The organism is Streptomyces himalayensis subsp. himalayensis (assembly GCF_013778455.1).
Classification (GTDB): domain Bacteria; phylum Actinomycetota; class Actinomycetes; order Streptomycetales; family Streptomycetaceae; genus Streptomyces; species Streptomyces himalayensis.
Genome location: NZ_JACEHE010000003.1, coordinates 185,760 through 202,155, shown reverse-complemented (window position 1 = coordinate 202,155; position 16,396 = coordinate 185,760). Strand labels below are relative to the sequence as shown.

General features: G+C 69.2%; 14 protein-coding genes and 1 pseudogene. 3 read left to right on the top strand and 12 right to left on the bottom strand.

Annotated elements, in window-relative coordinates; genetic code table 11:
- Positions 1 to 32 precede the first annotated feature (32 nt).
- Both H1D24_RS07320 and H1D24_RS07315 read right to left on the bottom strand, forming a co-directional pair.
- The gene (locus tag H1D24_RS07320; RefSeq protein ID WP_181656562.1) at positions 33 to 1,007 is read right to left on the bottom strand and encodes a carbohydrate ABC transporter permease; all 975 of its coding nucleotides are present in this window, start codon (positions 1,005 to 1,007) and stop codon (positions 33 to 35) included.
- The gene (locus H1D24_RS07315) at positions 1,004 to 1,867 is read right to left on the bottom strand and encodes an IclR family transcriptional regulator (protein ID WP_181656561.1); all 864 of its coding nucleotides are present in this window, start codon (positions 1,865 to 1,867) and stop codon (positions 1,004 to 1,006) included. Before H1D24_RS07315 ends, H1D24_RS07320 begins: the two co-directional genes overlap by 4 nt.
- A gap of 220 nt (positions 1,868 to 2,087) precedes the next feature.
- On the opposite strand from H1D24_RS07315, the gene H1D24_RS07310 reads away from it, so the two are divergent.
- Entirely contained in the window at positions 2,088 to 4,721 is a 2,634-nt protein-coding gene (locus H1D24_RS07310; RefSeq protein WP_181656560.1) for a glycoside hydrolase family 2 protein, read from the top strand.
- Between the two features lie 93 nt (positions 4,722 to 4,814).
- Here the strand turns inward: H1D24_RS07310 and H1D24_RS07305 are convergent, their stop codons facing one another.
- The 5 genes from H1D24_RS07305 to H1D24_RS42175 all read right to left on the bottom strand — a co-directional run bounded on the left by H1D24_RS07305 (position 4,815) and on the right by H1D24_RS42175 (position 10,710).
- On the bottom strand, positions 4,815 to 7,058 hold the full coding sequence (locus tag H1D24_RS07305) for an FAD-dependent oxidoreductase (protein WP_181656559.1): 2,244 nt from the start codon (positions 7,056 to 7,058) through the stop codon (positions 4,815 to 4,817).
- Positions 7,051 to 7,788 carry an SDR family NAD(P)-dependent oxidoreductase gene (locus tag H1D24_RS07300; protein WP_309484236.1) on the bottom strand — a complete coding sequence of 246 codons (738 nt, stop codon included), beginning with the start codon at positions 7,786 to 7,788 and terminating at the stop codon, positions 7,051 to 7,053. Before H1D24_RS07300 ends, H1D24_RS07305 begins: the two co-directional genes overlap by 8 nt.
- A gap of 176 nt (positions 7,789 to 7,964) precedes the next feature.
- Positions 7,965 to 8,912 (bottom strand): dihydrodipicolinate synthase family protein, encoded by a 948-nt coding sequence (locus H1D24_RS07295; RefSeq protein ID WP_309484235.1) that lies wholly within the window; start codon positions 8,910 to 8,912, stop codon positions 7,965 to 7,967.
- Positions 8,906 to 10,144, bottom strand: coding sequence for a mandelate racemase/muconate lactonizing enzyme family protein (locus H1D24_RS07290; protein WP_258563900.1), 1,239 nt, complete (start codon positions 10,142 to 10,144; stop codon positions 8,906 to 8,908). The genes H1D24_RS07295 and H1D24_RS07290 overlap by 7 nt, the downstream gene beginning before the upstream one ends.
- Before the next feature lie 329 nt (positions 10,145 to 10,473).
- Positions 10,474 to 10,710, bottom strand: coding sequence for a hypothetical protein (locus H1D24_RS42175; RefSeq protein WP_258563899.1), 237 nt, complete (start codon positions 10,708 to 10,710; stop codon positions 10,474 to 10,476).
- A 51-nt stretch (positions 10,711 to 10,761) separates the two neighbouring features.
- On the opposite strand from H1D24_RS42175, the gene H1D24_RS43985 reads away from it, so the two are divergent.
- On the top strand, positions 10,762 to 10,923 hold the full coding sequence (locus H1D24_RS43985) for a hypothetical protein (RefSeq protein WP_374064179.1): 162 nt from the start codon (positions 10,762 to 10,764) through the stop codon (positions 10,921 to 10,923).
- A gap of 26 nt (positions 10,924 to 10,949) precedes the next feature.
- Here the strand turns inward: H1D24_RS43985 and H1D24_RS07280 are convergent.
- The 5 genes and pseudogenes from H1D24_RS07280 to H1D24_RS07260 all read right to left on the bottom strand — a co-directional run.
- A pseudogene (locus H1D24_RS07280) lies at positions 10,950 to 11,544 on the bottom strand (flavin reductase family protein); the annotation flags it as partial.
- A gap of 11 nt (positions 11,545 to 11,555) precedes the next feature.
- A complete protein-coding gene (locus H1D24_RS07275; protein WP_181656558.1) occupies positions 11,556 to 12,518 on the bottom strand; it encodes a PDR/VanB family oxidoreductase in 963 nt (320 codons plus the stop codon).
- A gap of 78 nt (positions 12,519 to 12,596) precedes the next feature.
- Positions 12,597 to 13,241 carry an FMN-binding negative transcriptional regulator gene (locus H1D24_RS07270; RefSeq protein ID WP_181656557.1) on the bottom strand — a complete coding sequence of 215 codons (645 nt, stop codon included), beginning with the start codon at positions 13,239 to 13,241 and terminating at the stop codon, positions 12,597 to 12,599.
- A 90-nt stretch (positions 13,242 to 13,331) separates the two neighbouring features.
- Complete coding sequence (locus tag H1D24_RS07265) at positions 13,332 to 14,288, bottom strand: MerR family transcriptional regulator (protein ID WP_181656556.1); 957 nt, start codon at positions 14,286 to 14,288, stop codon at positions 13,332 to 13,334.
- 96 nt (positions 14,289 to 14,384) lie between these two features.
- The gene (locus H1D24_RS07260; RefSeq protein ID WP_181656555.1) at positions 14,385 to 14,585 is read right to left on the bottom strand and encodes a hypothetical protein; all 201 of its coding nucleotides are present in this window, start codon (positions 14,583 to 14,585) and stop codon (positions 14,385 to 14,387) included.
- A gap of 953 nt (positions 14,586 to 15,538) precedes the next feature.
- On the opposite strand from H1D24_RS07260, the gene H1D24_RS07255 reads away from it, so the two are divergent.
- Positions 15,539 to 16,324, top strand: a complete 786-nt coding sequence (locus H1D24_RS07255; RefSeq protein ID WP_181656554.1) for a sulfite exporter TauE/SafE family protein — start codon at positions 15,539 to 15,541, stop codon at positions 16,322 to 16,324.
- Positions 16,325 to 16,396 lie beyond the last annotated feature (72 nt).

Here is a 16,396-nt window from a genome sequence, read left to right as displayed (position 1 = left end):
CGTGGCAGGGCTGGTGGGGAGCTGCACGGTGGTCATCGCACGCTCTTTCGCTCGGAGATCCTCAGATAGACGGCGACCAGGAGGAGCAGAAGCAGCATCCACAGTCCGCCCAGAGCGGTGGCCCGGCCCAGGTCGAAGCCCTTGAACGCGGTCTGGTAGACGGCGACGGCGAAGGTCTCGGTGGTCCCGGCGGGGCCACCGCCGGTCAGCACGAAGATCGTGTCGAAGTGCTGGAAGTTCCAGATGAACTCCAGCAGCACGGCGATGGCGGCAACTCCGCGCACCTGCGGCCAGGTGACGGCGAAGAAGCGGCCCACCATGCCCGCGCCGTCGATGGCGGCAGCCTCCTGCAGTTCCTTGGGCACCGTCTGCAGGCCGGCGAGCAGCATCACCATCATCCAGGGGAAGCTCGCCCAGGTCTTGGTGATGATCACGGCGAGCATGGCGGTGGCCGGTTCGCCGAGCCAGGTCACGCTCTCATCGATGAAGCCGGTGTTGATCAGGATGCCGTTCAGGACACCGTAGTTCGCATTGAAGATCCACATCCAAAGGAAGGAGACCACGACTCCGGGAATCACCCAGGGGAAGAGGAAGAGGCCGCGCAGAAAACTGCTGCCCTTGAGGCCCGAGTTGAGCGCGAGGGCCAGCGCGAAGCCGATGAGGAACGGCAGGACGGTCGCACCGACGGTGAAGACAAGGGTCTGCTGGAGGATCGTCCAGAAGTCGTCAGCCAGCACCTCCCTGAAGTTGTCCAGGCCGACGAAGGTACGGCCGGGGACCACCAGCGACTGCTTGAAGAAGCCGGTGACCAATGCCGCGATCAGCGGGTAGACGATGATCGCGGCAAAGAGGGCCACTCCGGGCCCGGTCAGCAGCAGGGCGAACGCGCCGTCGGACAGCCCGGACTGTCGCCGTCCGTATGGTCCGTACTGTCTGTGCTGTTCGTGCTTTTCTTGTCTTTTGTTCTGTCCGCTGCGAATGCCCGATCGGGGCGTAGTCGTACTCATGGCCGGGTCCTCTCCAGCGCGGTCGGTGCCGACTCGCCGTTCACGGGGTCGACATGGCCGCCGGGGCCAACGAAGGTGCCCCCGGCCGGGCCGGTATAGCCGAGGCCGACACTGATCGAGTCGGCGGCCTCGATCACGGCACGCGACAGCTCCTCCTCACGGCGGTCGAGGGCGACGGCCGACAGTGGACCCGAGATGGAGATCGCGGCGACGATCTCGCCTGAACGGTCCCGGATCGGGGCCGCCACGCACGAGCGGCCGTGCGCCAGTTCCTCGATCTCCATGGCGTAGCCGCGCTGCCGCACGGTGGCGAGTTCGGCGTCGAGGCGCTCGTGCGAGGTGATGGTGTGCGGGGTGTAGCCGTGCAGCGACTCACCGGGGAGCAGCGCGCGGCGCTCGGCGCCATCGAGGCTGAGCAGCAGGCACTTGCCGAGGCCTGTGGCGTGGAGCGGCTTGCGCTGCCCGGTGAGGACGGTGGACCGCGGAGCGAGCCGGCCTTCGAAGTTGAGCAGATAGAAGAGCGCGGCGCCCCGGCGCACGGCGACATTGGCCCCGAGCCCCAGCCGGGCCGAGAGTTCCTGGGCGAGCTGTCTGGTCTCCCGGTGCACAGGGTGGTTGTTGACGGCGACCCCGCCCAGCGTGATGGGTGCCATGCCGAGGCGGTAGAGACCGCTGACCCTGTCCCGCTCGACGAAGTCGAGCGATTCAAGGGTGGTGAGCAGCCGCGACGTGGTGGAGGTGCCAAGTCCGGTCAGGCGCACGACATCGGACACCCGTAACTCGGGGTGGCCGGTGACGAACGTCTGCAGTACCGACAGCGCCCGTTCCACGCTCTGGTTGTTGCCCTGATCGGAAGCCATACCCACGTCCTTGAATATCGCTTGCAATATGCGGGATCGTTGCCCACGTCGCTCCTCACGTCAAGACTTCCTGCGGTGGGTGTGCAGCTGAACATGCAAGAAGGGTTGACGTGACTGCAACATATGGCAACTCTTCCTGCAATGTAGATGTCGATTGCAGAGGATCGCTGCTGCCCGATGCGTCTCGATTCATCGAGATTTCCTGAAAGGAAGTTCTCTCATGCGCAGACCGCTGCGCCCCTTCCTGGCCGTCGCGCTCACCGGGCTCCTCGTGGTGCTCTCCGCACCGGCGGGCGCCACGGCCGACGGGCGCTCTGCCCCGGATGCCCCAGTCCCCGACTCCGACGGGCCCGGGCGCCAGGTGCCCGCCGGACAGCGCATCACCGACCTCGGCGGGATATGGGAGTTCACCACCGACCCCGATGCCGCGACGTGGGATAAATTGCCCGTACCGGGTAATTGGGATATGCGTGACAAGTACGCCAATCATCAAGGGGATGCCTGGTACCGGCGGAGCTTCGACACCCCCCGTCTCGGCGATGACAAGATCGCCCGCCTGCACTTCGAAGCCGTCAGCTACACCGCGACGGTCTGGCTCAACGGCACCCGGCTCGGCACCCACATCGGTGGATACACGCCCTTCGAGTACAACGTCACCGAGCTGCTGAAGACCGACGGCGGTCCCAACACCCTCATCATCAAGGCCAACAACGACGAGGCCATCGGCGCCACTTGGCCCTGGGGCGGCATCTCGCGCCCCGTCACCCTCACCGTCGACCCGGCAGTGCGCATCGAGAGACAGCACGTCACCGCCGAGCCCGAACTGGAGGGCGGCACCGCTGAGGTGGCCACCAAGGTCACCCTCTCCAATGCCTCCGACCGCGAACGGACCGTGCGCCTCAGCGGCACGCTCACCGATAGAGCGGGCCGTCCCCTGCACTCCGGAGCACTGCGCCCCGAGGCACCTGCCGGCCCGGACGTGACCGTGCCGGCCGGCTCCACGAAGACGGTCCGGCTGACGACCACTCTGCCCAAGGGCTCGCACGAACTGTGGTCCACCGACCGCCCGACCCTCTACCGTTCCACCCTCACCCTGACCGACGGCGAGGAGCTCACCTATGCTCTCTCGGACCGCTTCGGCGTCCGCAAGATCGAGGTGTTGCCCGACGGCCTGACACTCAACGGCGAACGCATCCGCACCGCGGGCTTCAACCGCGTCCCCGGCGACCGCGTGTACGGCGCCACCGAGCCGCTGTCCGTCATCCGCGCCGAGATCGACCGTATGAAGCAGGCAGGGGCGGACATGACCCGTATCCACCATGTCCCGCAGTCGCCCGATCTCCTTGACTACCTCGACGAGGTCGGGATGCTCAACATCGCCGAGATCTCCGTCTGGGGGAAGGGCGCCTCCCTCGATCCCGAGCGCTGGAAGCCCGAGTTGCGCGAGATGGTGCACCGGGACGCCAACCACGCTTCTATTTTTGCGTGGTCCGTGGCGAACGAGATCAAGGGCACTGAGGAGGTGGGCCGGAACTTCGTCAGGACGTTGATCGACTACACCCGCGCCGAGCTCGACGACTCGCGCCCCCTGACGTATGTCAGCAACACCTTCAGCGAGATCGACGGTCCGGAGGACGAAGCGCTCCAGTACACCGACTTCATCTCCGTCAACATGTACCGGGACTACACCCAGAGGCTGCAGCGACTGCGCACGTACTACCCGGACAAGCCGGTCTTCGTCAGCGAGTTCAGCAGCGACGGCTACGCCTTCACTCCCGACCGGGAGAGCGTCGAGTACGCCTCGCGGTACGACGGCCAGATCCCCGCGGAACTGTCCGGTCTGCCGTGGGTGATCGGTGCCTCCCGGTGGACCTTCGACGACTACCGCAGCCGCTTTCAGGGGACCTCCGTCAACCAGCTGCGCGGGTGGGGTGTGCAGACCGAATGGGGTGGTCTGAAGCGCAGCTACGACCAGATGCGCGCCGCGTTCGCCCCGGTCCGGGGACTGTCCCTGGCTCCGGCGGACGGCGGCACCCGGATCACGGTCACCCCACGGAGCGCGGGTGAGCTGCCCAGCCGCGTTCTGCGTGGCTACCGGCTGGACTGGCGCGCGGTGAACGCCGACGGCGACACGGTCGCCGAGCGGCGCATCCCGCTGCCCGACGTCACCCCGGGGGACACGCCCGTCAGCCGGGACGTCGGATGGCAGACGAACGGGTGGCAGGAGAAGGAGGCCATTACCGAGTACGTCGGGCTGGTCGATCCGCAGGGGTACGAAGTCGCCGTCGCCGACCGCCGTCTGGCCGCCCCGGCCGCACCCCGCGTCAGCCAGACCGTTGCGGCCGACGGCGCCGTACGGGTGGTCTTCGACCATGTCGCGGGAGCCGACTCGTATCGTGTCGAGGCGACGCAGGAAGGCACAGACACGGGGACCCTCTCCCGCACCGTCTACAAGGATGACCACGGCGACATCACGGGACTGGTGAACGCGACCAGGTACAAGGTGCGCGTCGTCGCGGTCTCCGCGGCGGGCGAGACCGCCTCCGAGTGGACGGCCGGGCTCATTCCCGGGGCGGATGCCGGGCCGCTGCCGCCCGACGCACAGGTGCTCGTGCCGGTGGCGGACGGCGCGGTCTTCCAGTGGCGTGGCGGAGGGGCGGACCATGCATACGCCATCGAGGTCGCCGACGCCCGCAGCGGTGAGCTGATCCGCTCCTGGACCACCTCCATCCGCGGTTTCAGCCGTATCGAGGACCTGGGCTCCGGCCGCCAGGTGCGAGTCCGCATCCGCGGCCTGCGCGCCGACAACACGGCGAGTGCCTGGTCGGAGTGGGTGGAAGCAAGGACCAAGTAAGGAGGGGCTTGACCGGGACCGTGCCGTGGACTTGCCCCGCGGGCAAGTCCACGGTCCTGTGCCTGACCGGTCGGACACGTGCGACAGGCGCGGTCAGGCATAGGCGCGCAGCGCCACGATCCGCGCCTCCGGTGCGCCGTTCGTCGCCTCCGCCACCACCCGCAGCGCGCCGGTACGGACTGGGGCGAACCGGTGTGTCCGGTGGCGGTGGCGGTTGCCGGTCTCCTGGGCGACGACCGTCCAGTTGCCGCCGTCCGTCAGCGCCTCGACGCGGTAGTCGCTGACCAGCTCCGGCATGACCTCGAACTCCGTACGGTGCCGGTGCAGATTGTTGAGGTACTCGTCCACGTCGTCGTCGAGGACGAGGTGCACCGTGCCGATCTCCACCGGGGTGTCCCAGTCGAGCCGCAGCCATGCCTCACCCGGCTCGCCCGCGTGCCACATCTGCGGTCCGCCGAAGGGCCGCTGGTAGCCGCCGACTGCCTTGTCCGGGGCGTAGGCCCGGGTCGGCCCGGCGCGGAAGCAGAAGCTGCGGCGGCGCAGGCCCCGGGCGACCCAGTCGGCGACCGGCTGGCCGTCCTCCTCCGGGATGTCGTGGTCGACTCCCGGCTCTCCCGCGAGCTTGCGGGCCAGGCAGAGCACACCGGTGCGCCGCTGGTCGACGAGGTGTAGATACGCGTGCGGATCGGCGCGTACGACCACGACGGCGTTGCGCGGCTCGTCCGGCTGCCAGGTCAGATCGGCGGACACCCACTGATCCTTGCCCTCCGGAACGGGCACCGTGCGGGAGACCAGACGGTGGGCGGGTACGGCGTTCTCGCCGCGCAGGGTGTCCCAGAGCTCGATGTTCAGCTCGGTGCCGGCGTGTGCGTCGACCAGTAGTTCCACGCAGTCCAGCCGCGGATCGACGGGCAGTATGAGGCCGAGGTCGCGGTCCAGCGGCCACGGCGTGGTGGGAGTGCCGGGCCCCGGCTCCACGGTGAGCCTGGTGAGTGTGCTGGAGGCGGTGACACGTGCCGCACGGGCCAGGTCGTCGGGGTCGGTGTTCCGCACGCCCATGAGCGAGGCGTCCTGCCGGAGCAGGGTCTGCTGAAGGAGCGGGAGCCGGCGGTCCGCCAGTTCGCGCGGGGTCACGCCCTGTGCGGCACACAGGGCCGCGCCGGTGCCCGCGGCCTCGCCGATGGTGGCGCAGGTGGCCATGACCCGGGTGGAACCGAAGGCGATGTGCGTGGCTGAAATATTGCGGCCGGCGAAGAGTAGATTTCTGACATTGCGTGAATAGAGGCTGCGGAAGGGGATGTGGTAGACCCCGTCGGAGTAGCGCTGGCGGGCACCGGGCTTCTCGGCGTACATGCCCTCGACCGGATGCAGATCCACCGACCAGCCGCCGAACGCGATCCGGTCATCGAAGGGCTTCTGGGTCATCACTTCGGTCTGGGTGAGCACATGGTCGCCGAGGAAGCGCCGGTACTCACGCTTGCCGGGGACGGCTCCGACCCACTCCAGGGTGAGGGTGTCGGCGTCGAATCTGCCGCTGTTCTTGATGTGGTCCCAGATGCCGTGGATGACGGACCACAGTTCGTCGCGGATGTGCTCGTTGTCGTGCACCGTGTCGAGTTCGCCGCCCCATTCCACCCACCAGTAGTCGCAGCCGTTGTCGCCGGTGCGGATCAGTCGGTGCTCGGGGATGGGGGTGTCCAGGATGTTCTTGGCGAAGGACGGAGGTACGTACTTCACCGGGTGTCCGGCGTCCTTCGTATAGAACAGGATGGTGCTGCCGAGCAGTTGCCCGTCGGGCTCTGGCGGCGCCCACTCCTCACCGTGCTCCGCTCGGGATTCGCGTCCGATGCGGTAGTCGGCTCCCGCGAGATGGCCGATCAGGCCGTCGCCGGTACAGTCGACGAAGACCGGCGAGAAGAACGTGATCAGCTTCTCGGAGCCCATGGTCCAGCCGGTGACGGACTCGATTCGCTTCCCGTGCTCCGCGGCGACGTCACGGACGTCCGTGTTGAGGAAGAGCCGCAGATTCGGTTCGGCGCGCACCGCATCGAGCACAACCTGGTCCCAGTAGTAGGGATTGCCATCCGGGTTGCGGTACTGATTCTCCAGATACAGCTCACCCATGATGCCCGTCTCGCGGGCCCAGCGGTGCACGCCATGGGCGGTCGCCCCGCACACCCACACCCGCACTTCGCTGCTCGAATTTCCTCCCACGACAGGGCGGTTGTGCACCAGAGCGACGGTACGGCCGAGCCGGGCGGCAGCGATCGCCGCGCACACTCCGGCCAGGCCACCGCCTATGACGCTGACATCGCTGTGGACGGTCTCCTCACGCATGAGGCGGTGGGTCCTCTCTGTCCAGAAAGCGCGCCCGCAGATCCGGGCGCAGCCAGGCGGCTGGGGAGGAGATGCTGAGTCCGCCGTCGACGGGCAGCACGGCTCCGGTGATGAACGAGGCGGCTGGGGAGGCGAGGAAGTGCACCGCTGCCGCGACCTCCTCAGGGGTTCCGGTACGGCCCAGCGGATATCCCTCGGTGACGTTCCGGTACTTTTCGCCGCCGATCATCCCGGGAGCGACGGCGTTGACCCGGATTCCGCGCGGCCCGTAGTCGAGGGCGAGCTGCCGGACCAGACCTTCCACGCCCGCCTTGGCAGCTGCGTACGCGGCGAGACCCGGAGCGGCCAGAAAGGCGTTCACCGAGGAGACGGCGACGATTGCCGAGCCCCTGCCGAGGTACGGCAGTGCGGCGCGCACAGGGTAGAAGGCGCTGTCGAGCGTGGCGGACTGGGCGAGCCGCCACTGTTCGTCGGTGGTGTTCGCGGCCCGCGCGATGGGCATGGCGGCGGCCGCGAGCACGAGCACGTCCAGCCGCTGGAACGCGTCGAGCGCTCCGGCTACGGCGCCCCTGGCCCCGTCCGGCTCGGCGCAGTCCGCGACGAAATATGCCTGGTACGCCTTTGACGGCTCGTGTGCAACGAGGCCGCACCCGGCGACCTGGTATCCATCCGCGGTGAATGCCTGTGCGATGGCCTCACTGATCGGCGAACCACCGCCCACGATGAGCACGCCAGGTGCCCGCGAAGCCGCACCTGGCAGTCCGGCGGCCACGGCAGCGGGCCCGGAATCCGCGTCGTCGCTGGTGCCTGCACCGCGTCCGCGGTCTGCGTCCCGTTCGGTACCTGCACCGTGTCCGGGACTCGCACCGGTTGCCGGCATGGACGGCCTGTTGGGCGGGAGCGGGGTCACCGGGGGCTCCTGACGGCCGGGGCGGGGAGCCGAAGCCGCCGCAGTACTCCGTCCAGATCGCTCCGTACGGAGGGGGGAAGGTCCTGTGCCGGCAGCCGCACCGTGGCGGAGGCGATGATGCCGCGCCGCATGAGAACCTCCTTGTGCACGGCCCAGGCGAGGCCGGGCTGCATGCCGAAACGGATCAGCGGCAGCAGTCGCTCGAACCGCTCGTGCGCCTCCTCCGCCCGCCCGTTCCTCCAGGCGTCCAACAGTCCGCCCAGCAGGTCGGTGAACTCGCAGGCGGGCATGGTGCCGACCGCTCCGGCTGCCAGCTCCTCCAGGACGAACAGCGCATTCTGCCCGCCCAGCACATCGAAACCGGACGGCGCGGCGGCGACTACTGCCGCGGTCTTGGCTGCAGTCGGCGGTGACTCGACCTTCACCATGTCGACGCCCGGCAGCGCGGCGAGCTGCGCGATGAGCGGTACGGGCATCGCAACGCCCGTGGTGGCCGCCGCGTCCTGGACCATGATCGAGCTCCCTGTGCGCTCACCGAGAGCACCGTAGAAGTCGACGAGCTGCTGCGGCGACGGTTTGGCCAGGTAGGGCGGCAACACCATCAGCGCGTCCGCTCCGCCGAGGACGGCCTGTTCCGCCTGTTCGAGAGCGGTGGTCAGACTGGTCGGGCTGACGCCCGCGACGACTGGCACGGCCCCCGCGACCACGTCGGTGACATCAGCGAGGATGTGCCGCCGTTCCGCGGCGGTCAGGGCGAAGCCCTCGCTGGCCATACCGAAGACGGCCACCCCCTCCGCGCCGCTGTTCAGCTGGAATTCGGTGAGGCCGCGCAGCGACACCCGGTCCAGCGTGCCGTCCCCGTAGAACGGGGTGGCCAGGATCGGGACCAGCCCTTGCACGGGGCACCGGGATCTCGCGGGGTGGTCCCCGGGATGGTTCAGCACGCTGTGACCTCCTGCGCGTTGCGGATGACGAAGTCCTCATCGACATCGATGCCCAGGCCGGGACCCGCGGGGAGCCGCAGTCCGCCGCCTGGGATGCCGGGATCGCCGGTCAGCGGGGCGCGCAGAATGCGGTTCGCCACGGTCCAGGTCGTGGGTTGGTACTCGAAGTACGGCATATCGGCAACCACTGCTGCGTAGTGCAGTCCGGCGGCCATGGCGACGCCGAGCCCCACCGAGTGGTGTGGGGCAACCGGCACATGGTGGACGGCCGCGATCTGGGCGATGGCCAGCGCTTCGGTGAGGCCGGTACGGCCGACGTCGGGCTGCGCGAGGGACAGCGCGCGCCGATCGAGCCAGTGCCGGAACTCATAGGCATTGCGCAGGGTCTCGCCGATGGCTATGGGCAGGTCGAGGCGGCGCTGGAGGTGCCGGTGGCCTTCGACGTCCTCCGGGGCGAGCGGGGCTTCGAGGAACTCGGTCCGGCCACGGCGCTGCAACTCGCCACCGAGCCGGGCGGCTTCCTGAACCCCGTACGCCCAGTGGGCGTCGACCGCCACCCGCAGCCGTTCGTCGGCGGTAAGGACGGCGTCGACGGTAGCCAGGTCCGCCTCGACGCCGCGCCCGAGGTGCAGCTTGATCAGCCGTATGCCCGCGTCGGCCCACTTGGCGGCGAGCTCGGCGCGCTCCGCGTCGCTGGAGCGGGGCAGGCCGGAGACGTAGGCGGACACCGTGGTGCGGAAGGCGCCGCCGAGGAGTTCGGCGACCGGCAGCCCGGCGCGACGGCCGGCGAGGTCCCACAGGGCGATGTCGACGGCGGCGAGGGCATCGGCCTGGTGCCCGGCGAGGTGGCCGCGCTCGCGCATCAGATCGCGCAGCCGATGCCAAGTGGGGCGCACAGTCCCGACACGCAGGCCGATCAGAGCGGGGCGCAGCAGGGTGGCGACGATCTGGCAGGGCACCTCCGGGCCGACCGGGGCCAGGGCCTCACCCCAGCCGCAGCTTCCGTCCTCGGCAGTGACCTTCACCAGCATCGTCTCGAACCGGGCGGAGTAGAGACTGCGCCAGGGCTCCCGTACGACATAGCCCCGGTCCTCGGTGAGCGTGGACCCGTCGTCCAGCCCGCCCAGATACGCCTCGTCATGCCGGATCTTCAGCGCATAGGTCCGCACATCGGCAATGCGCATATGGCTCACCATCCACAACGGGTAGCGGCGTAGCTTTCTGGGCAGCATTCCATATAGTGCAAGCCCCATGCAATACGTGCGCTCCATGTTCAGATGTGCGCCGTGCTGGGCGTCCACTCCCTCTGGTTCGCGGAAATGCGAGACGAGGGGGGCGGAGTACGGAGGGGCACCGATCGCGGTCGACGGCGAGGGGCCGGGGGAGAGTCCTGGTCAAGCCGGGCGAGCGGACGGTATTGATCACGGAAGCGCTCGCTGCCTCAGCCGAACGGCTCACGCTGGGGCAACTGCAGGACCTCACCGGCTACCTCCGATCCAACCTGCACGCCCTTCATCATGCGGCGGCCGACGGGTCACCGTGGTCCCACGGATAGGCGGCCTCACCGCCCCAACGGCGCGAGGCCGCCCCGCAACCCCGCCGGCGCGGGACCGCCTTCCGGCTCGGCGACCGTGTCCAGCAGATCTGCAACAACCCCCACCGCGGCGAGACGGGCGTCTTCAACGGCAGCAGCGGCACCATCACCGCCGTCGACCTCGAAGTCCATCAGCTCACCGTCACCTTCCACGACGGCGAAGCGGCAACCTACCCCTTCACCGACCTCGATGAGCTGGTCCACGCCTACGCGCTGACCGTCCACCGCTCCCAGGGCAGCGAATACCCCTACGTCATGGTTCCCATGATCAGCGCTGCCGGAACGATGCTGCTTCAGCGCAACTTGCTCTACACCGCCGTCACCGCGCCCGCAAAGGTGTCATGCTCATCGGCCAAAGCGAAGCCGTTGAACGGGCCGTCGCCAACAACCGCACCCGGCGCCGCAACGCCGCGCTGAACCATCGCGTCACCCACACCCGCGGCCGTGCGGAAGTTGCGGCCGACCCCGGGGCCAAGCCCGTGGTAGTGGCGGAAGTTGTAGATGAGCGGGGGTCCAGACATCGGGGTCGATGTGGTGGGTGCCCGGTACGACGATGCGCTCATCGGCGTGTACGCGTACCACCTCGCACTCGACGCTGATGAACCGGCCTCCGCCGCCCGGCGTCGTCCCCACTGCCTTGGCCTCCAACTGGAGGGCACACTCCGAGACCCGCGGAGGCCGTACGACCTCGGAGTTCCGTTGAGTGAGCCCAGCAGCCGAGAACTTGTCGCGCTCGTGCCGGTACACCGCCCGCTTGCTCTCCGGGACCGGATCGGCTCCCGTCGTCGGAGCGAGGCGTTCCACGTGCTCCCACAGGTCGGGCGAGGCTACGTTGATCACCAGGTCCGGCCGCGCGGAGAGGTTCCGGGCGGTGTGACTCTCGCGGAGCAGGCCCAGGACTACGTGTTGTCCCAGCGCCCACGCCGAAGAGATCGGGGCGAGATTGCAGGTGCCGTCCTCGTTCTCCGTACTCAGCAGGACCACCGGTGTCCCGAAGTAGAGAATGCTCGGCCGGACCACCTTGTGCGTATCAGTCATCACGGCGGCCCTCAGAGATCCAGTACCAGCCGTGGGCACGCCGCGCGGGAGACGCAGACCATCATCGTGTCGTGAGCGGCCTGCTCCTCGGGGGTGAGCACGGAGTCGCGGTGGTCCACGACGCCCTCCAGGACGTCCGTCTCACAGGTGCCGCAGGTGCCCTCCCGGCAGGAGGTGGGGACCTTGATGCCGGCTTCCTCGATGGCTTCGAGCACGGACGCGTCGGGCGGTACGTTCACCGTGATGCCCGACTTCGCCAGCTCGACCTCGAACGTTTCGGTCACGAGCGGGGCTGTCTGCTCTTTGGCGGCGAACCGCTCGATGTGCAGAGTGCCGTCGGGCCAGGCGGCGCAGCGTACCTCGACGGCCTTGAGGAGGCCCTCCGGACCGCAGCAGTAGACGAGGGTGTCCGGCTGCGGGGTACCGAGGAGTGCGTCGAGGTCGAGGATGCCGTGCTGGTCCTGCGGGAGGAGGCGTATCCGTTCCGGGTACTCCTTGATGAGCTCCTCACGGAAGGCCATCGACTCCTCTGTGCGTCCGCCGTAGACCAACGCCCAGTCAGAACCCTGCCGTTCGGCCTCCTCCAGCATGGGGAGGATCGGCGTGATGCCGATGCCGCCGGCGATGAACAGGTGACGCTCGGCTCGGCGGAGGGGGAAGTTGTTGCGCGGTCCGCGGACGCGCACGGCCGTTCCTTCGTGCAGGGTGCCGTGCACATGGCGGGAGCCTCCGCGGCCGTCCGGTGCGTCGAGGACGGCCACCCTCCAGGCGTGCGGGTCCTGGGGGGCGGAGCACAGGGAGTACTGGCGTACGAGACCGGTTGCGAGGATCAGGTCGATGTGGGCGCCGGGTGTCCAGGGGGAAAGCGGGGTGCCGTCGGGTCGTTGCAGTTCGAGGGAGACGACCGCGTGGGCCTCGTCAGTGCGACGAGCCACCACGAGATCGAGTTCCACCTCGGTGTTCGCTGTGGTCATCAGGGGGTCAGGGTCCTCTCGCGGCCGCGCCGGCCTCCGGTGCCGGCGCGGTGGCACAAAGCCGTGGTGGAGCGGCGGTCAGGAGGCGGAGGCGTGCGGGTTGTGGGCGCGCACCGCTGCCGCGACCGCCGAATCGTCGCCTTGGCCACGGGCCTCCAGGCCTGCGATGACGCCCTCGACGTTCTCCTGCGGCTGGTTCTGGCTGAGCTTGAACTTGGCCTCGATGCGGCTGATGACCACCTCGACGCCGACGACGGCCCGCAGCTGCCGCTCGATGAACTTCGCCGGGGCCTGGTCGACGGACCAGGGCTCGGCGTAGCTGGTTTCGTGTCGGTCGGTCAGGCGGCGGATCTGTGCTTCGATCCACGCCGGGTCGTCGTGCACGACCAGCTGCCCGTACACGTGCGCGATCATGTAGTTCCAGGTCGGCACCACTCGGTGGTGCTCCTCCTTGGTCGCATACCACGACGGCGTCACGTACGCCTCGGCGCCGCGGACGATCACCATGGCCTCGCCCTGCACCGATCGGCGCCACTGATCGTTGCCGCGCGCCATGTGGCCGATGAGGGCCCCGTGTTCGCCGGTGTCCGGGTCGAACTCGAAGGGCAGCAGGGTGGCCTGAAGGCCCTGCGGGGTCATGGTGATCAGGTCGGACGCGCCGTGGTTGCTCAGCAGCTCACGGACCGCGGCCTCGCCGGGCATGAAGGGTTCGGGGACGTACATGGGCAGCCCTTTTCTCTCACATGGTGATAAATGGGGTGTCTGTGGGTGTCGCGTTGCAGGAATTCGACGGATGTCGGTCCGTGCGACGCCCTACAGGGGGTTGTCGCGCAGCCAGGTCAGGACCTGCTGGGCATGTGCGTTCGGCGGGAAGATCGGATAGAAGGCGTGCTCGATCACGCCGTCCCGGACGATGAGGGTGAGCCGCTTGAACAGCCGCATCCCGTCGACCTCGAACGTGGGCAGGCCGAGGGTGTCGGCCAGGACGAGGGTCGGGTCGGAGAGCATGTCGAAGGGCAGCCCGAGCCGTTCCACGATCTCGTTCTGGTAGTCGGTGTCCTGGCTGGACAGTCCGTACACGCGGCCGGCGCCGGCTTCGAGGAGGTCCTGGAAGTGGTCGCGGAAGCCGCAGGTCTCGGGGGTGCAGCCGCGGGCTCCGGGGATGGAGTTCCAGCCGTCGGGCAGATCGGTGCCGGGGCGGCCGGTGAGGGGGTAGATGTAGATCACGGTGCGGCGGGGGCCGAGTGCGTCCAGTCGGATCTCCTTGCCCGCCGTGTTGAGCAGTGGGATCTGCGGAGCCTTGGTGCCGGGGAGGTGGTCCGCGGCGCCGTCGGCCTCGGGAGCGGGCAGGTCGGCGGGAAGCGTCAGATAGTCCTCGCTGTCTGTCGCGGTCTGCTCAGGTGCTTTGCTGCTGCTGCCCCGGTGGGCGGCGGCGTTCAGGTTGGTGACCAGCGTTGCGCGGCGGGCGGTCAGTGCCTCGATGCGCTCGCTTAGCTCGTCGATGGCTTCCCGGTAGGTCGCCAGCGAGGCGGGGCAGTCGTCGGCGTGCGGGCGTCCGGCGGCCAGGCAGTCGAGGAAGGGCCGGGTGCGCTCGACGGGGATCCCCAGCTGGTGGAGGGTCCTGATCTCCCGCACGAGGCGTACGTCGTCCTCGTTGTAGTTCCGGTAGCCGTTGGCGAGGCGCTCGGGTGTGATCAACCCCAGCGATTCGTAGTACCGCACTGCCTTGGTCGTCACGTCGGCCTGACGCGCAAGCTCACTGATTTGCATGCCGTTCACCTCGCTTAACGCTAAACCTTGCCCTCAGGGGTAAGGTCAAGCGCTGGTTCGGCCGGCCGTCTCGCGCCGGCCATCTCGCGCCGGCCCTCACGCGCCGGCCCTCACGCGCCGGGCGTCACGGGGCGGGTTCACCGTGAGCAGCGCCGTGATCGCGCCGACCACGGCGAACGCGCCGAGGACCTGGAAGGTCAGTGCGTAGCCGGAGGCCGGGGAGGCCGCTGTGTCGACGATCCAGCCGGCCAGGTACGGCCGCACGATGCCGCCGGAGCTCATCACCGCCAGGAACACGCCGAGCGTCCCGGCCAGGCTGTTCCTTCGGACAGATCTCCGAGACGGCCGCATTCAGCAGGGGGAAGAATGCCGAATGCGTTCGGGGCGGATGGGCTGCGGAGTGCGAGGTCAGCCGGCCCCGGGTCAGTACCCAGCCGAACAGCGCTTCCAGCGCGTCCGGCTGTGCCCCGTCGTCTCCGGCGCGCCGCATGTTCCAGTGCGCCGCGGTGGCCCACGCGTCGATCCAGGCCCCGGCTCCCCATGCACCGTCCCGCCACGGTAGTCCGTCCAGCCGCGCGACGAGTTGACGCGCCGTCATCTGCTGTACGGCGCGTACGGATGAGGGAAGGGAGGTCCGACAGATCGAGGGCGTAGCCGACGGGCAGGATGTGGTACAGCGCGGCGCCGTCGCCGATGAAGCCGTCGTCGTCGGGCGTCGGCGTGGCTCGCCGACCTCGGGCGCCAGTCCGGTATCCGGGTCCTGAGTGGCACACAGCCGCTCGCCGTGTTCGTCGGCGGTCAACTGCTCGGATATTGAGCCCAGCAGAAGGTCGGGTATCTCCACGGCGTCGCAGTGCGCCCGTATCGTCGGGGTCGCCCTGGGGCGGTCGACGTACCGGGCGCTGTGGCGGCGGCCTTCGGCGGCGGGGGCGCCTCCCCAGCCGCTCGCGGTCCACAGCTGGCCGCCGCCGCAACCGACCGCAGGCTAGAGGCGGGACGCTCCCGAACGGCTTGGCGAGGCTAGTAGGTGGCCCGCCCGCGGCCACGACCCGCCTCGGGCCGTCGTCGGCGCGGGGACGCCTGGCTACTACGCGGCCCGCACCTCGTGGGAAGCGATCGCCGTACGCCACCGGCACTCTGCACCGCCCTTCTCCCGCGCAATGCTGCCGCTCGGCAGCAGGAACCCTTTGACGACGGCGTCAGAGCGCGGCAGCGATACTGGGCGGACGTTCGAACGATCGGGGGCTGAAGTGGCAGGGTCGACGGAACTGTACGGTCTGGCCGTCGGCCTGATGATCGCGGTGGTGACCGCGCCTGTAGGGGTCTCGGGTGCGGTGTTCCTGCTGCCCGTGCAGCTGAGCGTGTTCGGCGTGCCCAGTCCGGCGGTCACCCCCACCAACCTGTTGTTCAACGTGGTGGCCGGGCCTGGCGCCCTGCTGCGCTACCGCCGTGCGGGCCTGCTGAACAGCCCGCTGACCCGCCGTTTGGTGATCGGCACTCTGCCCGGCGTGGTCATCGGCGCAGTGGTGCGTGTCTTCGCCGTCCCCGGAGCCACCGTCTTCCGCCTTCTGGTCGCCGGATTGCTGATGCCGCTGGGCCTGTGGCTGATCGCCCGTACCTTCCGGCCTGCCCGGCCGTCCGCCCCGGCGGCGGAACCCTCCCGCCGGATCGTCACCGGCCTGGCCTTGGCCGTCGGGGCCGTCGGCGGGCTCTACGGAATCGGCGGCGGCTCCATCCTCGGCCCTGTCCTGGTCGGCCGAGGCATGCCGGTGAGCCAGGTCGCCCCCGCCGCCCTCGCCTCCACCTTCGTCACTTCCGTGGCCGGTGCCGCGGCCTTCGCACTACTGTCCCTGACCGGCTCCGGTGACGTCGCCCCCGACTGGTACCTCGGGCTGGCCTGCGGCTTGGGCGGGCTGATCGGCGGTTACCTTGGGGCGCACCTGCAGCCCCGTCTGCCCGAGACCGCCCTGCGCGTACTGCTCGGCGCCCTGGCCGCCGCCTTCGGGACCCTCTACGCCGTTCAGTCACTGCGATGACGCAACGGGTCCCGGCTCCGGAATACAGAAGGGAGCCGAAGTGTGGCGTTCGCCGCCGCCCTCGGGCCCACG